8 protein-coding genes are annotated in these 19,129 nt (G+C 72.4%); 1 reads left to right on the plus strand and 7 read right to left on the minus strand.

Annotation, left to right across the window (positions count from 1 at the left end; all coding sequences use genetic code 11):
* Window positions 1–122: 122 nt before the first annotated feature.
* The 6 genes from AB0P17_RS10775 to AB0P17_RS10800 form a co-directional block, all read right to left on the minus strand.
* Window positions 123–1,532 carry a TIGR02679 family protein gene (locus AB0P17_RS10775; RefSeq protein WP_365809591.1) on the minus strand — a complete coding sequence of 470 codons (1,410 nt, stop codon included), beginning with the start codon at window positions 1,530–1,532 and terminating at the stop codon, window positions 123–125.
* Window positions 1,523–5,710: a TIGR02680 family protein gene (locus AB0P17_RS10780; RefSeq protein WP_365809592.1), complete on the minus strand. Its 4,188-nt coding sequence runs from the start codon at window positions 5,708–5,710 to the stop codon at window positions 1,523–1,525. Before AB0P17_RS10780 ends, AB0P17_RS10775 begins: the two co-directional genes overlap by 10 nt.
* The gene (locus tag AB0P17_RS10785) at window positions 5,707–6,960 is read right to left on the minus strand and encodes a TIGR02678 family protein (protein ID WP_365809594.1); all 1,254 of its coding nucleotides are present in this window, start codon (window positions 6,958–6,960) and stop codon (window positions 5,707–5,709) included. The genes AB0P17_RS10780 and AB0P17_RS10785 overlap by 4 nt, the downstream gene beginning before the upstream one ends.
* Window positions 6,957–8,666 (minus strand): TIGR02677 family protein, encoded by a 1,710-nt coding sequence (locus AB0P17_RS10790; protein WP_365809595.1) that lies wholly within the window; start codon window positions 8,664–8,666, stop codon window positions 6,957–6,959. The genes AB0P17_RS10785 and AB0P17_RS10790 overlap by 4 nt, the downstream gene beginning before the upstream one ends.
* A 92-nt stretch (window positions 8,667–8,758) precedes the next feature.
* Window positions 8,759–11,047 (minus strand): UvrD-helicase domain-containing protein, encoded by a 2,289-nt coding sequence (locus tag AB0P17_RS10795; RefSeq protein ID WP_365809597.1) that lies wholly within the window; start codon window positions 11,045–11,047, stop codon window positions 8,759–8,761.
* On the minus strand, window positions 11,044–13,770 hold the full coding sequence (locus AB0P17_RS10800) for a DUF1998 domain-containing protein (protein ID WP_365809599.1): 2,727 nt from the start codon (window positions 13,768–13,770) through the stop codon (window positions 11,044–11,046). Before AB0P17_RS10800 ends, AB0P17_RS10795 begins: the two co-directional genes overlap by 4 nt.
* Between AB0P17_RS10800 and AB0P17_RS10805 the strand changes: the two genes are divergently transcribed.
* A complete protein-coding gene (locus AB0P17_RS10805) occupies window positions 13,681–14,793 on the plus strand; it encodes a CBS domain-containing protein (protein WP_365809601.1) in 1,113 nt (370 codons plus the stop codon). The two genes, AB0P17_RS10800 and AB0P17_RS10805, sit on opposite strands and share 90 nt — an antisense overlap.
* A gap of 59 nt (window positions 14,794–14,852) precedes the next feature.
* On the opposite strand, the gene AB0P17_RS10810 is transcribed toward AB0P17_RS10805, so the two are convergent.
* Window positions 14,853–19,082 carry a hypothetical protein gene (locus AB0P17_RS10810; protein WP_365809603.1) on the minus strand — a complete coding sequence of 1,410 codons (4,230 nt, stop codon included), beginning with the start codon at window positions 19,080–19,082 and terminating at the stop codon, window positions 14,853–14,855.
* Between the last annotated feature and the right edge of the window lie 47 nt (window positions 19,083–19,129).

A 19,129-nucleotide genomic window follows, 5' to 3' on the forward strand; every position in this document is an offset into this window, starting at 1 on the left:
AAGCGGCTCGGTTCCCCGCTCCACGAGATCGTGAGCGCGTCCCGTGCCCGGGTCGCGGCGACGCCAGGCGGTCGCCGCGGCGGCGCCCGAGCGCCGACGGCACCGGCCGGTCTCCGGCCGCCTCACCGTGCGGGAACACACTCAACGGCACCCGGCCCGAGGTCCGCGAGCAAGTCGTCCAGCACCGCTTCCTCCTCGACCCGGACACCGTGCTGGGCGAGCTCGACCGCCAGGGCCGGGTCCCAGGGGGTCGCGGCGGGCGGACCCGTCAGGGCCGGAGCATCGGGCACCGTGGTCACCGCTGCCCGGTAATGGGCGGCCGTGTAGCGCCACGGACGCCAGGGGACGCATCGCGCCAGGGACGACGCGATCCGTACACCGCCCCAGTCGAAATCCCCGTGGTAGAGAAGCCCGGCACCTCCCATGGACAGGCCGCGCAGCAAGGTGAGGGCGGCGGCCGACGGTTGGCCCTGCAGGCACACCATCGGTGGGCACGCCGGGCCGAGGGTGTCGGCGGCGGCGGACAGCACGGCCGGGTTCTCGCAGACATGAACGGTTCCCGTCGTCGCGACGGCCGCGACCGGTGCGCGACGGGTGAGAGAGCGGAGCGTCAGCACCGCCGGTTCCCCCGCAGCGGCCATCCAGTCGAGGGACGGGGTACCGCGGAGGTTGAGGGTGAGGACGGTCGACGACAGGTCGTCCTTGAGCAGCCCCGCCGAGGCCCACGCCTCCCGCCGCCACTGTGCGCCGGAACCGTCGGGAAATCCGGTGAGGGCACGGACACCGGACAGGACAAGCGTGGCGAGCGGTGTCCCCTCGTCCAGGGCATGAGCGTCCGAAAGGGTCTGCGCCGCGAACGTCGCCCGGGATGTCGGTGGTGACGCGGGCAGCGTACGCAACGCGCGCACCGCGGCCTCCACCAGGAGGGCCGCGGCCTCAGGCGTACGTGCGAGGCGCCGAACGAGACCGTTCCCGTGGATCCGCTCGGCCCAGTGGGCCAGTTCCGCGTCGAGGAGGCCGAGCGGGGCGTACGCGTCCTCCCAGGCCCGCGCTTCCTTGCCGCGTGTCTCGGCGTGGAGTGCGACCGGGCCGGTGAGGGCCACCACGGCGGCCGCCAGTCCGTCGGGGCTGACACCGGAGCGACGCAGAATCGTGTCCACCGTGTCGAGGCGGACGTTCAGCGAACCACCGGACCGCGGCCCCCGCCCCAGCAGGCGGTCGACGGCGCGCCGCTGGGATGCGTCGGGGTCGGACAAGGTGACGGAGCCGGTGAGAGGCCGGCCGCGGGCCATCCGCCGCCGGGCGCGGTCCACGAGCCACACCAGACCGGGATCACCGAGCAGACGGCCGAGACGCCCGGCGTCGACGCCGGTCGCTGCTCCGGTGGGTGACGGGGGCGCTGCCGCGTCCACCGGGGCGGCGGTCCCGTCCGGTGCTCCGTCCGGGCACCGGGTGTCCGTCCGGGCCGCGCTACCCGCCGCCGCCCGTCCTCCGTCGCGGTTCGGTGGTGTCGCCGGATGATTCACGTCCACAGGGACTCCTGTCCTCCGGTGTCTTCCGCGGCGGTCCGCCCGGGCACCTCGACGGAAGCGTCCGGCCCGGACGCGCCCGGTCGCGTGCGCGCCCGCGTACCCGGCTCCGTGCCGCGCCGGCGGTCGCTGCCGTCCCACTCCCACCGCGTCACCAACACGGCGGCGATGTCATCGACGCGCGAGAGCTGGGCGATGGCGATGCCGGGAACCTGCGGGTAGCACGCCCATTCCCGCTCGCTGGTCATGACGACGTCGAGATCGAAGGCACGCAGCAGGCCCAGGCACTTGGCGCGCGAGTCGTCGTCGACGCCGGCGAACGCCTCGTCCAAGGTGACCAGGCGCGGGGCGTGGGCGCCGCCCGCGCTCGCGTAGTGGGAGGAGGCGGCGGCGAACAGGGGGACGGACGCGGCCAGGACTCGTTCTCCGCCCGAGGCGGGCCCGGTCGCCGGTACCCACTTGCCGTGCTGGTGGCGTTCCACGCCGAACTCGTGCCAGGCCCGGTAGTCGAGAGCGGCGGTGAGGTCCTCCAGCCAGCTGCCGGCGCTGTCGTCGGCCTGTCGGCGGGCGATCTGTTCCTGGAGGAACGCGCCGACCGCGGCCCGGTCCTCGGGCGACCACGCGTCGGCGGACTGCCGCAGCCGTTCACGGGCCTGTGCCAGTCCCTGCGGGGCCCGGCGGGAGGCCCGCCACACCAGCCTCAGCTTCATCCCCGTCGAGGTCGGGCGCTCCTCCAGCTCCCTGTTCATCGCGAGCACCCGCCCTTCGGCGGCGCCGATCAGTTCCTGGAGCGTCCCGGCGACCTCGGTGATCAGGTGGGTCTGGAGGATGTCGCGCTCGTGTGCGGACAGGATGCGGGTCAGTTCGGCGACCTCGACGGCGAGTGCCTCGGCGAGTTCGGGCACGGCCCGTTCGCGGCCCTGGTAGACGATGTCGACCCGCATGCCGTCCTCGCTCGGACGGGCGGTGGCGGTGTGGCCGTGCCGCGACAGCGCGTCCTGGAGCCTGCCGAACTCCTCGCTCAACCGCTTCTGCACGCGCTCCCACGCCGCGTCCGAGTCGTCGACGGAGGACAGCGAGGACTCGACCGCACGGGCGAGGGCGACGGCCGGGGTGGCCGCCCAGGTCCCGCCGTCGTCGTCCGGTACGGCGATGTCGGGCAGCGCGACGGCGAGCAGCCCCGTCGAGGCGAACCGCTGGAGCGCCGCGACGGCCTCCTCGCGGGCGGCGGTCGCCTCGGTGACGTCCTCGGCGAGCCGCTCGATGCGTCCCTCGGCGTGACTGGCCCGACGGTCCGCGTCACCGAAGTCCGTCCGGGCCTGGCGCAGTTCGCGTCCGCAGGCACTGACGGCCTCGGCCGTCTCCGCCAGTCGCCGCTGGAGCTCGGCGACGGCGGCTCCGACGGTCGCGCGGAGTGTCGTGAGGTGTTCATCCGCCGCCGCGGCCGTCCGGGCCGCCTCCACCGCCCGCTCGGCGAGTGCGGACACGAGGAGTTCGGCCCGACCGGTGTCCGCCTGCTCGGCGGTCACCGCGCCCTCGGCGTCGGCGCGTTCGCGCAGCGCGGGCCACAGCGCGGCCAGGAGCGCGGCGTGATCGGCGAGCGCCTGCCCCACCGTGCCCAGTCCCGCCGGGTCGGTGGGGAGGCTGAGGGCGGCCGCGGTCCCGGTGAGCTCGGTGATCGCACGGTCGGCGCGGTCCGCCGCCCGGGCCAGGTCCGCGGCCCGCTCATCCTGACGGGTACGGGCGCGGTGGACCGCGTCGGCGGCGGCGATGACGCGCGCGTGAGCGTGCCGCAGGTCGTCGTCACCGGGCACCGCGGCGAGTTCGGCGTCGAGCATGGTGCGGCGCCCGGCCACGGCGCGGGACTCCTCGCTCAGCTTCTCCCGTTCCTCTGTCAGCACATCGAGTTCGGCGCGCAGTTCACCGATCCGGACGCGGCGTGCCTGTTCCCGTGCTCCCTCCCCCACGTACTGGGCCCTGTCCTTGGTCCAGCTTCCGGTGAGCGCGCCGACGCGGAAGCGCCCGTCGGCGCCGACCCAGGTGTCATGGCCGCCGCCTTCCCAGGAGGCCGCCCCGGACCGGTCGGCGCTCCCGCCGGCCAGTCCGATGGAGGCGAGCAGGCGCGCGACCGTCTCCTCCCCCACGGAGGCGGCGCCCATGTCCACGGGGTTGACGGCCGGGCGGAGCACGCGGTCGAGACCGGCCGCGCCGAGCGGTCCGCCCGGGTCCAGCAGCACGTCATGGCCGTCCTCCGCGACCGCGGAACCGTCCGGCCGTACCCAGGCGTCGAGGAGCCCCGAGGCTTCCAGAGCGGCCTCCAGTCCCGCGCGGTCCGCCTCGGTGACGTGCGAGTGGAAGTCGACGAGCCGCCACAGCGGCGCGCCGAGGCTCCGCTCCCGTGCACCGGCCGTACGCGTGTACGGGGCCACCGGGCCGCGCTCCCCGCCCGTTTCGAGGGCGGCCAGCTCCTCGGCCGCCCGTCGCTGCCGCTCGGCCCGCGCCGCCTCGCGGTGGGCCAGCCCGGCCGCGCGGTCGGCCAGCCGGGAGGCGGCCGTGCGATGCGCCTCGGCCGCCGCCGTACGGGCCGGAAGGGGGCCGTCCATGCCGCTCGCCCAGTCCTGCACCGCGTCCAGGACCCCCGGCAGCCCGGGCACCCGCAGCTCCGCACACCCGGAGAGTTGCTCCCGCACGGCCGTGACCAGCGCCCGCCGCGCCTCCGCGACATTCTCCCGTGCCTCGGCCAGTCGCTCCCCGCTGTGCACAGCCTCCTCGTCGGCCTCGTCGGCGCGCAGCCGTGCCGCCCGGCGCCGCTCCTCGGCCCGTTCGGCCCGGGTGACGAGTTCCGTCACATGCTCGACGGCGCGCCGCCTGCTTGCCGTCGTCTCGTCGGCCTCCTTGCGCAGGACCGCGTCGGGCGCGCCCTCCGTCCTGGGGACGTCGACCCGAGCCGCCGCCGCGTTCTCGGCCACCCTGCGCCGGATGTCGTCGAGGGCTTCCCCTGCCGCGGTGAGCCGGTTGCCGGCGGTGGCGAGCCGGCCCAGGGCCCGGGTGTGCGCCTCGGCCGCCGTCCGCCGGTCCGTCTCGGCGCGGTTCACTTCCCCGGCGGTGCGGGAGGCGTCGGCCGCCGCCTGATCGAGTGCGCGGGCGTCGCGCATCTCGGGCCCGGACCGCAGCGCGGCATCCTGGGCGGCCAGCCGCGCGGCCCGCTCGTCGAGAGCGGCACCCCTCGCACGGGCTTCCTCGCGGTCGGCCACGGCCTGGTCCCGGTCCGCCTGCGCCTTGACGAGTTCCCGCTGGAGACTCTCGTACCGGGCGTGTTCCCGACGGGGCAGACGGGCGCGGCGCCGGGAGGCGAGGCGGGCGTAACGCCGGTAGTGCTCCAGGAACGCCGAAGACGCCTGCTCGGCCTCGCGGGCCGCCCGCAGCTCCTCCTTCTCCTCGTCCAGCGACCTGAACGCCTCCGCCGCGTCGGCGATGACCGCCTGGTCCATCGGTGGCAGCGCCTCGGTCAGGGCGCGGGAGAGGACGGCTTCGCTGGGGCGTTTGGACAGCTGCGGCTGACGTAGCTGGATCAGCAGGTCGACGAGAGCACCGTAGCGCCGCTCCCCGAGCCCGAAGAGAGCCTCGTCGACCGCTCTGCGGTACGTCTTCGCCGTGTCGTGCACCATGCCCCGGCCGCCGATGGCCTCCGCGAGCCGGTCCCGGGACAGTGCGGTGCCGGTCGCGTCCAGCAGATCGAGTCCGGCGCCGACCCGCTGGTCCGTCAGAGCGAACCAGTGGCGGGCGATACCGCGTCCGGCGACCGCCTTGAGCCCGCACAGCAGCGTACGGAAATGCCCCTCGCCGGTGGTTTCGTCGAACCGTCCGAACTCGATCCAGGTGTAGCCGAGGCGTTCGGGGTGCGGGTGCTCACCGCCGAGGAGCAGATTCCACTCCATCCGCTTGCCCGGGTCGCCGTCGGGTTCCACGCGTCGGGCGGCGAGGTCGCCGTCCAGCAGGAACGGCAGGGTGAGGGCAAGCACCTTGGACTTGCCGGTGCCGTTGTTCCCGCGCAACAGCAGTCGGCCGTCACGGAACCAGAACTCCTCGGTGTCGTAGTGGAACAGATCGACGAGCCCGATGCGCAGGGGCCGCCACCGGCCGGGCGAGGGGATGGGCAGGGCGGTCGTGGGCTGGTTCACTTCTCGTCCTTCACGGTGAGGCCGTGCGGCGCGGGGGACTGGTGGCGGACGGGGCCCGGTTCCCTGACGACGGGCTCGCCGACCGCGTACCGGGCGAGCGCGGGGCGGGGCTCGACGCCCCGTTCCGTGCGTTCGGCGAGTCCCAGCGCCACCAGTTTGGTCAGCGCCTGCTCCACGAGTTCGGGTTCCGAGCCGGGCTCCCTCGCCGACTTGGACCAGAAACCGCCGTGTTCCACGGCCAGTTCCCGTACGCGGGCCGCCAGCTCCGCCGGTTCGACGGGGCCCCCGGCCCGTGCCAGGTGCCCGGCCAGCAGCAGGGTGATGTGACCGTGCGTGCCTTGCTCGGGCATCCGTACGTCTGTCAGGTCGTCCAGCGGATCCACCATGGCGACGCCCTCGGCCCGCACCTCCGCGACCAGCCCGGTCAGTTCGCTGATCCGCGCGGTGATGAACCCGCGCTGCCTGGTGAGGTAGGAGAGTTCGCCGTCGGTCAGGTCGTCGTAGTAGAGCACCGGATCGTCGAGGAGGACGCGGGTCAGCTTCCAGCGGATCGCGCGGAACCTCAGCTCGTCGCTGTCGAGCGCGGTGCGGGCGGTCATCTCCACCAGGCGTCCCTCGAAGTCCTCGGCCTCGACCATGGAGGGCCCGCGCAGCGTCGCGGGCAGTGCGGCCAGTACACGCCGGCGCACGTCGTACAGCACGTCACCCGCGCCGCTGACGTACGCCTCCTCGTCGCCGGCGACCCGCCGCAGCACACCGAGCCGCAGCAGCAGCCGCACGACGGCCGCGAGGTCGAGTCGCTCGTCACGCCGTTCCAGCGTGAACATGATCCCGGCGGCGACCAGTTCGGGATCGGCGGCGGCCACGACGACCTGTTCGGCGAGGCGTCCGAGCGCCACCTGCGACTCGCCACGTTCCAGTGCGGCCAGCGTCAGGCAGAACAGGACGTAGCGGCGGCGGGTGAAGGGCTGGGCGGTCCGGGCGGCCTCCCGGGCCGGGTACGTGGCGTCGCCGAGGGTACCCGGTGTCTTGCGCAGCCGCGCGGCGTCGGCGTCCACGCGCAGCGCCCAGCCCGTATTGCGCTCGAACCACTCCCGCAGCTCGGCGGCGTGCCGGCGCACCAGCCGGAACTCGTCGCCGTACGGCCCGTCGGCGGTGAGCAACGGCTCCTTCAGGAGCGCTCGCGCGGCCCGCCGGAGGTCGGCCTGGCGCTGGCCGTCGAGGACCTCGGTGAGGAGGCCGCCGGTCATCGGTGTTCCGGGAGACGGCCGGCGACCGGGGCGGGCCGGAGAGCGGTGGCCTGTCGGGCAACGGGAACGGGTGCCTGGGCCGGCCCGGCTGTCGGCGGACCCGGCTCTCCCGATGCGGGGAGGTGCCCGTCGGACCCGGCTCCCCCGCCGCCGCCTTCCTCGCCCTGGGTGAGATCGACGATGTCGATCAGATGGTCGGGCCCGCTGAACACCCCGTCGGGGGTGTGCACATCGGCCGTCGAGCCGGCGTCGAGGGCGGTCAGCCGGATCTCCATGGAGCCGTCCGCGCTGGTGGCCACGGTGGTCGTCATGCCCGGCCGCCAGGTGGCGAGCGCGTCGCCCAGCAGACGCAGGAACAGCTGGAAGGCGAGCGGATCGAGTTCGCCCAGCCGGGACAGCCGCACCGGTCCGCCCGTCACGAGGCGGTCCCACGCCTGCCTGGTTTCCCCGGCCTGCCGCTCGGCGATCTCGGCGAGCCTGCGCTTGGCCTCGCCCCGGTCGGCCACTCTGCGCGGCTTGCCCCGCCGCTCGTAACTGCCCGTACGCCGCAGCTGGGGGCTGATCCGCAGCGGACGCGCCTCGCCCCATGGGGTCGAGGCCGGCTCCGGTGCGGCTGTCCGCTCGGCGAGGGTGTCGGCGTCGACGGTGAGATGCCGCGAGGAGTGCAGCCCGAACGCCACCCGCCACAGCCGGTGCCGTGCCGCGTCGTCCGGCGCCTGCGCGAACCAGCGCGCCAGCGTACGGAAGTCGGTGGAACGGTCGGACCGTCCGGCCCGTCGCTCGTTCAACTGCCGGACAACGGCGAGGAGCTGGGGGATCGCCCCGAGCGCCCGCCCGCGCAGCAGCCTGGCCTGCGCCTCATGTCCCTCCCCCGACACGAACCACTGGGCGAGACCGGACCACCGGGCCGCCCACTTCTCGTACGCCACCGACTCCGCGTGCCCGGCCTCCTCGGGAGCGGCGTCCCCGGCCTCCCGGACGGCGGCAAGACCCAGCAGCGGTCCCACCCGGCCCTGCTCCTCCAGCTCCCCGATCAGCAGGGCGATCCGCCCGCCGAGCGTGATGAGGTCCTGGATGAACCGCTCCAGGTACTGGATCAGCCGGTCCTTGTACGCGAGGAACGCCTCGACCTCGATGTCGTGCAGATCGATGGTCCGCTGGAGCGAACCCATGAAGGCACGGGCGTTGTCGGCGAGGTCGGTGAACCGCGCCGTCAGCACGGACAGGGCGACGTACGCCTTGGCCGGGTCCGGCTCGTCCTCCGCGGCGATCACCAGCAACGCCCGCAACTGGGTCACGATGTCGTGCAGCGCGACCGCCTGCAGCTCCCCGCGGCGCCCCAGTATCTCGTCGTACGTCCCCAGTGCCGCCTCGGTGGCCTCACCGGCCCGGGTGAGCTGGTAGATGAACCGCCTGCGGTAGAAGTCCTCGACCGCCGTGACCCGCGCGTGGTCCGGGTCGGCCCGCAGATTCCCCCACCCCACGAGTCTGTCCAGCGCCTGCGTCACCGTGTCGACGTCGGCGGGCCGGCTCCCCGCGTCCAGAGCCACGTGCACGTCCTCGGGCCGCAGATGTACGGCGAAGCGCTCCTTCGCGGTGAGGAAGGCGCGCATCACCTGCCGGTAGAGGGGTGCGTTGGGGGTGGTGAGGTGAGTGAAGGGGGTGTAGTCGGAGTGGTGCGGGGTCTCGGACGTCTGGGAAGTCATCGTCGGCCCATTCTTCCTGATCTGTGCTCACGCGTGTGCGGTGTGTGAGATTTCCGGCTGCTCGCCTCCACCTTCCCTCGGGGACGCCCTTCTCACCGGGGCGGAAGCAACGGTGCCAGGAAGCGACTCGGGTCACCGTGCCACGTGATGGCGAGTGCGTCGCGGGCGCGGGTCGCCGCGACGAAGAGCAGCGAGCGCGCCCGGTGCAGCTCTCGCTGGTGCCTGCTCGGGTCCGTGCGTTCCCAGGCGTCCACGGAGGTACGGGGCACAAGCCCCTCGGCCACCCCGGCGATGATCAGACAGCGGTACTCCAGGCCCTTGAAGCGGTACATGGTGCCGATGTGAACGCCCTGGTCACCTCGTGGCCCGTCCTGTGTGATCTCCGTCGGGGTGATGCCGCTTCGCGCGAGGCGGCCTGCGAGCTGGGTGACCATGTCGTTGGTCGGAACGCAGATCGCCGTGGACTCACGGGGCACGTCGTGCCAGGCCCGCAACTGCTCCACAACCAGGTCCATCTCCTCGTCCCAGCTCCGCGCACCGCGCAGCGCGGGTGTCAGGCCGTGGAGGACCGAACGGTACCCGGCGAGAGTGTCGGCGTCACCGTCCAGGTCGTCGTAGTCGGCGTCGCCAAGCACCCGGATGGCGTCGCGAAGGATCTCCCGGGTCGTGCGATAGCTGAGTGTCAACCTGGAGGACCGGCCGCGGATGTGGACGCCGAGGCTGCCGAGGGTGACCTGGTTGTCGTAGATCCGTTGGTGCGTGTCGCCGACGAGGAAGATGTCGTCGGGTTCGGACGGCACCATGGCGCGCAGCATCTTCCAGTGTGCGGCGCTGAGGTCCTGGGCCTCGTCGACCACGACGTGCCGGTACCGGTAGCGCAGCCAGGCTCCGGAACCGGCCTCGACGTGGAGGTTGTCCAGGCCGCCGCGCTCCTCGCGTTCCTCCGACCGTCTGTCGATCCTGGCCTTGCGGGCCATCTCCAGCCGCGCGGCTCGCTCAGCAACCTGGCGGTGCGTCTCCAGTCCCTTGGTCTCCAGCCGTTGGGTGAAACGTTCGGCGAGCTGCCAGATGCCGGCGCGTTCGGCGCGTGTGACGCTGCGTCCACGGCCGGCCCGCCGGGCGGTGAAGTAGTCGCTCCGGGAGGTCACGGCCTGGCCGAGGATGACCTGGTTCCACTCGTCGCTGAGGAACTCTGCGCTCCAGCGGTTCTCCCCCGCCTCCACCAGCAGTTCCCTCCACTCACGGAGCGCGGCCGTGTCGTCGATCCGCCGCTTCGCGTTGCCCGGGTCGGCCTCGCTGACGATACGGGTGGCGAGTTGGTCGACATGGGCGATGTCGACCCTGGCCAGCACGTCGGGTCCGCCCAGTGAGAGGAGCCGGGCCCGCAGGTCGGCGGCGAGGTTCCGGTTGAACGTGGTGAGCAGCAGGGGCTTGTCGCGGCCGGGAGGGAGCTTGCGTACCAGATGGCACACGCGGTGGAGGGCGACGATCGTCTTGCCCGTCCCCGGCCCGCCGCCGACCCGGGCCGGGCCGGAGTAGCGCCGGTGGACCAGCTTTTCCTGGGTGGGGTGGAGGAAGATCTTCCACCGCCCGAAGTCGCCCTCCTCCAGAATGCTCTGCAGGAATTCGTCGTCGGTGATCACCACCGTCTGGGAGCGGTCGACGGCCGCCTGCCAGTCGTCGGAGTCGGGGCCCTGCTCCGCTTCGGCCACCGCGACGGGCGCGGCGACCTGTTCCATGACCGCTTCGTAGGGAACACCGTCGCGCAGGCGGAGGAGGACTTCCCCGGTGTGGCGGGGAGCGTACTCGGCGAGACCGAGCAGTTCGTCGTCCGTGGTGAGTTTCCGGACGATCGGGATGAGGGATCCGACGACGCCGAGGTCCGCGAGTTGTTCGTCGGTGTACACGGCGAAGAGGGGCTCTTCCGCCTGCTGCGGCAGGGCCGGTTCCGGAGCGGCGTGGGGCGTCGGAGCCGGGGCGGGCGCGGCGAGCGGTGTGAGTCCGCGACGCAGCACGCTCTCCTCGACGACCTGGAGGTCGACGTACTCGATGGCGCCGGTGATGTGGTTGATGCCGTAGTTGAACCGGTCCAGGTTCTGGTGGACGTGGCCGCGGTGCTTGACCGAGACGAGCAGCCAGTCGTCGCCGCCGAGGCGGATCATCAGGGCCCGCCACTCGCGGTTGACGCGTGCGGACCAGAGCCGGTCGTGGCCTTCCAGCCGCTTGAGGTCGAAGCCGCCGGCGTCGGGGTTACGGCGGAAGTCGTGCTGGAACTTGTAGAAGGCGCCCAGGACCGCGCGGTCCAGCTTCACGATCTCCTTGTCGGCCTTGTCCAGCAGGCGCAGTGTCACGCCCGTCCTCGGGGCGCCGCTGACCGTCATCGTTCGTTCTCCTCGTGATCGTGCGTCACCTCGGCCGCCTCGCCGCCCACCAGCGCGGCGAGTTCGTCGGCTCCCCATTGCGCCGCGGTACGGACCTGCCAGCCCGCGTCCCGGTAGGCCCGGTCCCGTTGTTCGGCGTCGATGTCCCGTTTCGTCACCGGGTCCGGACGGTGCCCGAGGACGACGCCGACCCGCTGGGCGGGCCAGGCGAGTTCGGCCGGCCAGGCGGGCTCTCCCAGCTCGTAGCCGGCCTCCGGTGCGGGCAGGCCACGATGGGCGAGGTTCCGGGCGAGGGCGGGCAGACCGGGATCGTCGACGAGGAACTCGATGACCTCGTCCCAGGCGGGGTCGCGCACGGCCGCCGGTACCTCCGCCTCGTTCCGCCGGCCACCCGCGTTCTCCCGCTCCGCCGCCGTCCGCTGTCCGTCCGCGGCGGGTTCGTGTTTCCGCTGGGAGGTGAGCCATCCGGCCCCGCCGGTGACCGCCAGCTCGGCCGGGTCGAATCCGGGCAGCATGCCGGTCGTGAGCTGGACCCCGTCCCCTTCCCCCGCGTCGAGGAACTGGAGCAGGTTGCTCCAGTAGAGCCATGCCTGCCAGCGCCTGCGGTGGGCGGCTTCGTCGGCGGTGACCGTGTCCGCGCTGTCGTCGAGGACGGTCAGTGCCGTCCAGGCCGCTCCGTTCTGTCCCCTGCGCAGGTCGAGCGCGATGGTGAGCGGGCAGCCCGACGCGTCCCGGGTCGCCATGACCTGGACGGCCCCCTGTCCTTTGGCCAGCCGGTGCCCGTGCAGCGCCTCGCTGATCCTGCGTCCGGTCTCCTCGCCGTCGGCCAGGGCCCTGCTGGTCGCCGACACGGCGGCGAACCCCGCGAGGGCGCTCTGGGTGCGGCGCCGCCACGCGTCGGGGTCCGGGTCGGTGAGGTAGCCGATCAGGGTGTCGACCGGGTTGGCCCACACCAGCCGCGGCAGATCACGGGTGTCTCCGGCGTGCATGCCCCGGTGGACGTCCATGGCGGTCTTCTGTGCGGTGTTCGGGTACGGCTTCCACACGGGCTCGGCCTGGGGCCTGGTCCTTCCGGTCCATGCCTGTACGTCGTCCCAGGTGAGCTGGAACACCTGCCAGCCCTCCGCGCGCAGCCGGGTGCGCTTCACCGCGTCGGCCTCGGCGGTGAGGTGCTCGGGGCTGGCGTGGTACCGGTAACCGTCGAGATAGACGGCCACCCGGCGGTCGTCGTCGGTACTGCGGAAGACCACGTCCGGCCGGGTGAAGCCGAGCGGGCTCTGGGTCTCCATCTGCCAGCCGCGGACGGTCCCGTCGGGTGCGGTGAAGCGCAGGGTGGTGTCCCTGGTGCCGTCGGCGGTGAGCGCGGTACGCACGCTGACGTCGTCCACCCGTTCCGCCCATTCCAGCAGCCCGCGCCGGAAGAGCGCCTCCAGTTCGCTCTCCACCTGGTGCACCAGGGTGATGTCCCGCGTGGTGGCGACCGGTCCGACGCTCCAGCGGTCCGTGGTACGGCCGAACAGGTCGCCGAGCATGTCGAGTGCGTGCTCGCGGGAAACGAGTTCGTACTCGCTGCCGGTGACGTGCCGTAGCAGGCAGCGGTGGCACGCGGGCCGGCCCTGGCCGACGCACACACACGTCTCGATCACCTGTCGGGCGTCCTCCAGGACACCTTTGAGACCGTCCTGGCCGGCGAGGCGGTGCAGATATCCGGTGCCGCCGGGAAGCGTGTCGTAGAGGACGAGGAAGTGGCGGCGGAGCGGGCTCTCACCGCGCTCCTCGGGCATGGAGTCGGTGACGATCGCGAGATGGTCGGGATCGCCGCCGTAGCTGCGGGCGATACCGGCCAGCAGCAGTGCCTTGAAGGAAGCGAGTCGTTCCCGGGTGTGTGCGGTGACGGCGGGGATGAGAACGCGGAGTGCGTCGGTGCGCAGTTCGTGTGCGAGCAGCACCCGCTCGCCCCGTCGCGCGGCGTCGGCCCCGGCGCGCCGCTTGGGACACCATGGCCGGTGGTACTTGGCGTGTGCCGACGTGTCGTCGGCATCGTGCGCGGCGGGTCCGCCGTCCGGATCGGCGAATCCGCACGTGTCGCAGACCCAGAAAGGGTTGAGGCGGACCTCCAGCCCGGCGAAGGGAGCCTCCGTGCCGCCGTCCACCCGGGTGGCTCCCACGTTGAGGTGACGGATGTGCGCCTGCCGGGTGAACTCCCATCCGAAGGTGGCGTGTTCGTGCTTCCAGGCCTGCTCGATGTCGTGCGCGTCGATGTCCACGGCGGGAACGACGGTGTAGTGACGCCGCTCCCGCTCATCGCTGTCGTCGCGTACGCGGACATCGTCGCGTTCGTCCCGGGAGGTGACGCGGCGCGGCACGAGAACCTTGTGCAGGCAGCCGATGTCCCCGATGGCCGCGGACCGGCAGCGGGGGCAGGGCGAGGTGTCCTCCTCGGCACGGTGGGTACGGACGTGACCGCAGTCGGGGCAGACGCGCCACCACAGCCAGGCAGGCCGGCCGGGGCTGCCGATGTCCAGTCCGGTGACACGGTGCTTGTAGCCCTGGGTGTAGTAGTGGTTGCCGGGGGCGAACTCGGAGAGGGGCTGACGGTGTTCGAGCTCAGCAGGTTCGGGGCGGCGGAGCGCGTGGCCGCCCTGGCCGACGGCAAACCCGATCCTGGACGACCCGATGCCGACGAGGTCGCGGCCGGCCTCACGGAACCGGCCAAACTGCACGAAGAGGTACGCCGCCGCCCCGAGGGTGAGCCGCTGACCCTGTCCATCCGGGACTTCCTCGCCGTCTGGGGTGTCCAGCGCCGGTACCCGGCCGCCGTCGAGCAGATCAGGAGCGATCTCGACCAGCGCGGTCTGGTGACCGTGCCCCCCTTCACGGAGGGCAGCCTCGAAAGCAGGATCGCCGTACTGGCGGGCGGTTCCGAGCCCGACGCGTCGGGAACCAGCGCCCTGACCCGCTTCACGGACACCGCCGCGATGTCACCCGGCGCCGTGGAGACCGACGGCGAAGACGAGACACAGACCGTCGCCTACCACGTGAGCAACCTGGACTCCGCGAACCGCATGCCCGAGTTCGTGCGGGTGGGGGCCGACCTCAAGACCGCCAGGACCCTCATGGCGCTGCGCGGTTACAGCCAGTTGCCCGTGCTCGACGCGGACGGACGGCTGCGGGGCGTCGTCAGCTGGGAGTCCATCGGGCGCGCCCACATGGCCGATCCCCACGCGAACCTCGAATCCGCCACGGTCAGGGGCCAGGAGGCCGACCGCTCGGACGACCTGCTGGACTGGATCGGCACCGTCCAGCAGTCCGGGTACGTGCTCGTACGGGATCACGACCACAAGGTCTGCGGTCTGGTCACCGCGGCCGACCTGACAGTTCAGTTCGGAACCCGTGTCCGTCCGTTCGTGCTCGTCGAGGAGATCGAGCAACGACTGCGGCGGGTGGTCGACCGGTGTATCCCGCTCGATCGGATCCGCGCGGTGGTTCCCGGGCGGCGGGCTTCCCGGGTGAACTCGGCGGCGAATCTGACCTTCGGAGCGTACGGGCATCTGCTCAAGGTGGCCGAGAACTGGACCGCTGTGGGCTGGGCCATCGACCAGGAGTACTTCCTGACGGCCCTTGAGGAGTGCCGGCAGTTCCGCAACAGCCTGATGCACTTCAGCCCGGACCCCGTGACCGACGACCAGTTGCAGCCGGCGCAGGGGCTGCTCGGACTTCTCCGCTCCCTGGATCCGTCGAACTGAACACCGGGGGACAAAGCGACAGGGGTGCGGTCACGAAGCCGCCGCGCACGCGGACAATGTCAGGAGCACGGTGGCCCGTCGGGGGTGCCGTCGGGCAGCAGTTTGCGTTCGGCGTCGGTGTAGTCCCGGCCGGCGGCGTCGCAGAGTGCGCGGAACTGCGCCTCGGGGCGCAGGTCGAAGTTCTGTCTCACGCCTCTCGATTCGACCGTCAGGCGGTGGCCGTCCAGGCGATAAAGGCCCAGTTCCACCGGCATCGAAATGTTGTTGCCGCTGTCTTCGGGGTCGATGAAATGCAGTCGCTTGTCACGAATGACGGCAAGGCGCCCGTCCGCTGTCAGGCCGACGAGCTGGTCGTCCGGTTTCCATGGCACGGGTGGCGTGGACCGCTTCCCGCTCGAAACCTCCCAGACGCGCGCCTGGGCATCGGTGTTGACGACCGCGAGGTGCGTGCCCGCCGGGTCGAAAGCGAGCGTCGCGGGGTAGAGGTCGGCAGGCGGAGAAGAACTGATGGGCATGCCGCGCAGCACGGTGACGCGTCGGGGACCCCGCAGATCCCACAGCTGCACCGCGTTGTGCCCGATGGTGTTGCCGAACGTGACCGCCGCGACCTGCCCGGGGTGCTCCGGTCTCGCGGCCAGCTGAATACCTCCGAAGTAGGTGTCCGTGGCGTCGTCCTCGCCACGGTAGATCGGAAAGGGCCTCGTGGTCACCTTCCCGGTGGCGGCGTCCATACGTGCCAGCAGGGCGTCGGCGGAGACGACGGCGATCTCACTGCCGCCGACGCCGACCACGGCGTCGACCTGGCCGAAGTCCGGCAGTGAATTGGTCAGAGGCACGGATCCCGCCGTGGCGTTTCCCACCGCATACGATCGGAGAAGCCGGCCGTTCTTCCCCCACACCACGAGTCGCCGGGAGTCGGCGGTCCATGCCGGTGTCCACTCCGCCGACCCGGCCGGTTTCGGTAGCCGGAAAGATTGGAGCGGCTCGCGGCGGGACGTGTCCAGGAGATCGATCCGGTCGTCGGCCACCCGGGCGGAGAGCCTGCCGTCCGGAGACAACGCATCGACGCTGTTGCCCTGCCGGCCGGGCCGGTAGCGCTCGCCGCCGACCTGTTCGGCCCGTGTCTCCAGCAGAGTCGACCCCAGAGCCGCCAGGACCGTCAGTTCCTCTCCCCTACCCGGGACGACCGCGATCTGCGGCCAGTATCCGAAGCCCGCGCTGGGAATGCGTGTCCGGTACGTGCGGCCGCTCCGTACATCGATGAGAAGGTGCTCCGTGTATTCCAACTCCGCACCTGTGCCCGGTTCGACGGTCACGTGGTCGTAGGTGTAACGCTCGGTGGCGTCGGAGAAGAAGGAGCGGGGTACCTCGTACGAACGCCCTGGCGTCCGGCCGAGCTCCCATGCCTTCCCCGTCGCGTCCTCGTCGGGGACGACGATGTCGCCGCCTTCCCGGAATCGCGCGTACCCGGAAGTTGTCACGCTCCTGGAATACAGCGGGCGCCCGGAGGCGAGGTCCCGCACTTCCACGATTCCTCCGGCCTTCGTCGGCGGAGGGAGTACCGCCACGGAGTCGGCGTCGGCGGTGAACGCCACATCGCTCATGTCGTTCTCGAGCACCATCCGGGAAATGGGCCCCGACCGGTGGCCGGAGGTGGTCTCCCATACGTCCACGAGCGCTTTACCGCACCGGTTTCCCGCGGTGACGCACCCCTGAGCAGGGGCAACCGCGAAGAGGAGCCGCCTGCTGTCGCTGCTGAAGTCCAGCCGCGTGGTCACCCCTCCGTCGACGGTGTAGGGGCTGCCCGTCAGGGCCGCGGGTTGCTTCGGGCCGCCCTCGCCCGTACGCCACAGGCGGACACCCCCTGTGCCGACCGTGGCGGCGACGAAGCGCCCGTCGGGGCTCACCGCGACCCGGGGATCACCCTTGGGAACATGGACGAGTTCCCTCGCTCGGCGCTTCTCCCCCGGAGCACCCGTGACCACGGTCAGCACCGACTGCTCGCCCGACACCTCCGATTCCACCACCAGCACCCGGCCGTCAGCGCTCGCGCTCAGACTGTCGATCCTGCCCCGCCACAGGGACGGATAGGTCCCCGTGACGTCCTGGCTCCGCACATACTGGTTCATCAGTGCCTGCCGGGTCCCCGGGGTGTCCTGTGCGTGCCAGGCCGCCAAGGCCAACTGCAAGGCCGTACCAGGGGCGTTGGGCGGGCGGTCCTCCGCCGCCCGGGCGAGCAGACCGGCCGCCTGGGCGCGGAGCTGCTTCTCCGCCCGCTGGAGGTTCTGATAGGTGGTGAATGTCAGGACGAGTGCGAGGACGGTCAGTACGCCCAGCCCCGCCACCGCGGTCCGCCACCGACGGGCGCCCCGGCGGGTATGTCTGCCGCTGAGGTGGATGTACTCCCGTTCGGCCGGGGAGATGTCGTCCGGTTCGGGGTGCGCGTCCAGCAGGCGCTCCGCCTCGGCCAGGTCCGTGCCGCTGAGCAGGCGGGCGGGCTCGCGCTGCTGGGACTGCCAGCGGTTCAGGTCGGCGCGTACCTGTTCCTGCCGGAGGCGGAAGTCGCGGGAGTCGACGAGCCAGCCCCGGAGCAGGGACCAGTGGACGGTCAGGGCCTCGTGCGCCAGGTCGACGATCTCCTCGTGTTCGTCGTCGCCCGGTGCGTGGGAGAGGACGACGAGCTTGCCCCGAGCGAGGTCGCGTGCGAGCGCGACGAGTTCCGGGGCGAGATCGGCCGTGCGGGTGGGCCTGCGGGTGAAGGTGTCGCCGTCCCCCGGGCGGGCGAGTTGGACGAAGAGCCGCCGGGCGCGGCCCTGTGCGGTTTTCGACAGCTCGGCGTAGGCGTCGTCCGCGTAGCCGACGAGGGCGCCCGCGACCCCGCCCAGGTCGTCGTAGGCCGCGTGCGTGAGCATGGCGCGGCTGCGCCGCCGCCACAGTTCGGTCAGCGCGAACTGGACGAGCGGCATACGGCCCGGCTCGTCGCCCGCGTCCGCGACGATCCGTTCCGGCAGGCCCGCTTCGAACCACAGTCCGGGTACGGCGTCGACGGGCGCCGTCACCGCCTGTTCGAGGCCCTCCCCGGCGAGCGGCGCGAGGAACTGGACGGCCTCGCTGACGAGGGCGGAGGTACCGGCCGTGTTCAGGGCGTCGAGCGAGTCGGGGCGTGCCGTCGCCACGATCCGCAGTCCGTCGCCCGCCAGGTCGGTGAAGAGGCCGAAGAGCTCACGGCCCGCGGCGGGTTCGGCGCCCACGTACTCCTCGAACTGGTCCACGAAGAGGACATGGCGGGAGCCTCCGCTCCGGGCCAGTACCCGGGCGCGCAGTTCGGAGGCGATGCCGTCGCCCGCGTCGAGCAGACCCGCCAGTTCCTCCGCCTTGGCGAGGCGGTCGACCTCGCCCAGCCCCGGTTCCAGCACCCGGGCCAGCGCTCGCGCGACGACGGCGGCCGGGCGCACCCCCGGCACCGGCCGCAGCACCGTGACGTCCGCCCCGGCCGCCCGCAGCCGGCGCAGTACCCCGGCCCGTACGAGCGACGACTTGCCGCACCCCGACGGCCCGGCCACCAGCGTCAGGGCACGTCTGCGTACGGCGGTCAGGAGCCGTTCGATGTCGGCGTCGCGGCCGTGGAAGAACTCCGCGGCGTCCTCGGTGAACGGGGCCAGGCCCTGGAACGGGCACCGCGGCTCCAGGGTCGCCTCGTCGACCAGATCGGCCGAGGGCAGCAGATACGCGGTGGACTCCCCCGGGTGGGCGGCGACCGTCATGCCGACGACGCCGTTCTGTGTGTCGTCCCAGACCGGCGCCCCGCTGAAGCCCTCCACGATGCGCGGACCGGGCTCGTCCGTTTCCATCTGCACCCATCCGGTGCCCAGCCCGGCGCGCAGCGTCCCACTGGCCCACACGCCGTGATCGGCACCGGCCGGGAAGCCCATCGTCCGGAAGGTGTGTCGCCACACGTCCGTCCCGTCGACCAGCGGTGCGGGCCGGGCGCCCTCGACCGGTTCACCGAGCCGCAGCAGCGCGACATCGGCGCCGCCGGTACGCCAGGACTCCACCGTCGCACGGGCCCGGGGACGATCGGCGAGCAGGGGAAAGTCGAACTCGACCGTCCCGTCCGGCGGTTGCTCCGGATCCTCCCCCGGCAGGCCGAGCGCACGGACGACGACATGCGCGCAGGTGCACAACACGTCCCCGGCGACCAGGAATCCGGCCCCGGCCACCTCGCCGTCGCTCGCGTACACCCGTACCTGTGACGCCTCCAGGACGTCGTTCCCCCGTACAGCGGCCATGGCCGGTCCCCCCAGGTCCCCCTGTCCGACGGCATGTCACGCGCACC

Origin of the sequence: Streptomyces sp. NPDC088124, assembly GCF_040685895.1 — a bacterium.
Taxonomy (GTDB): Bacteria; Actinomycetota; Actinomycetes; order Streptomycetales; family Streptomycetaceae; genus Streptomyces.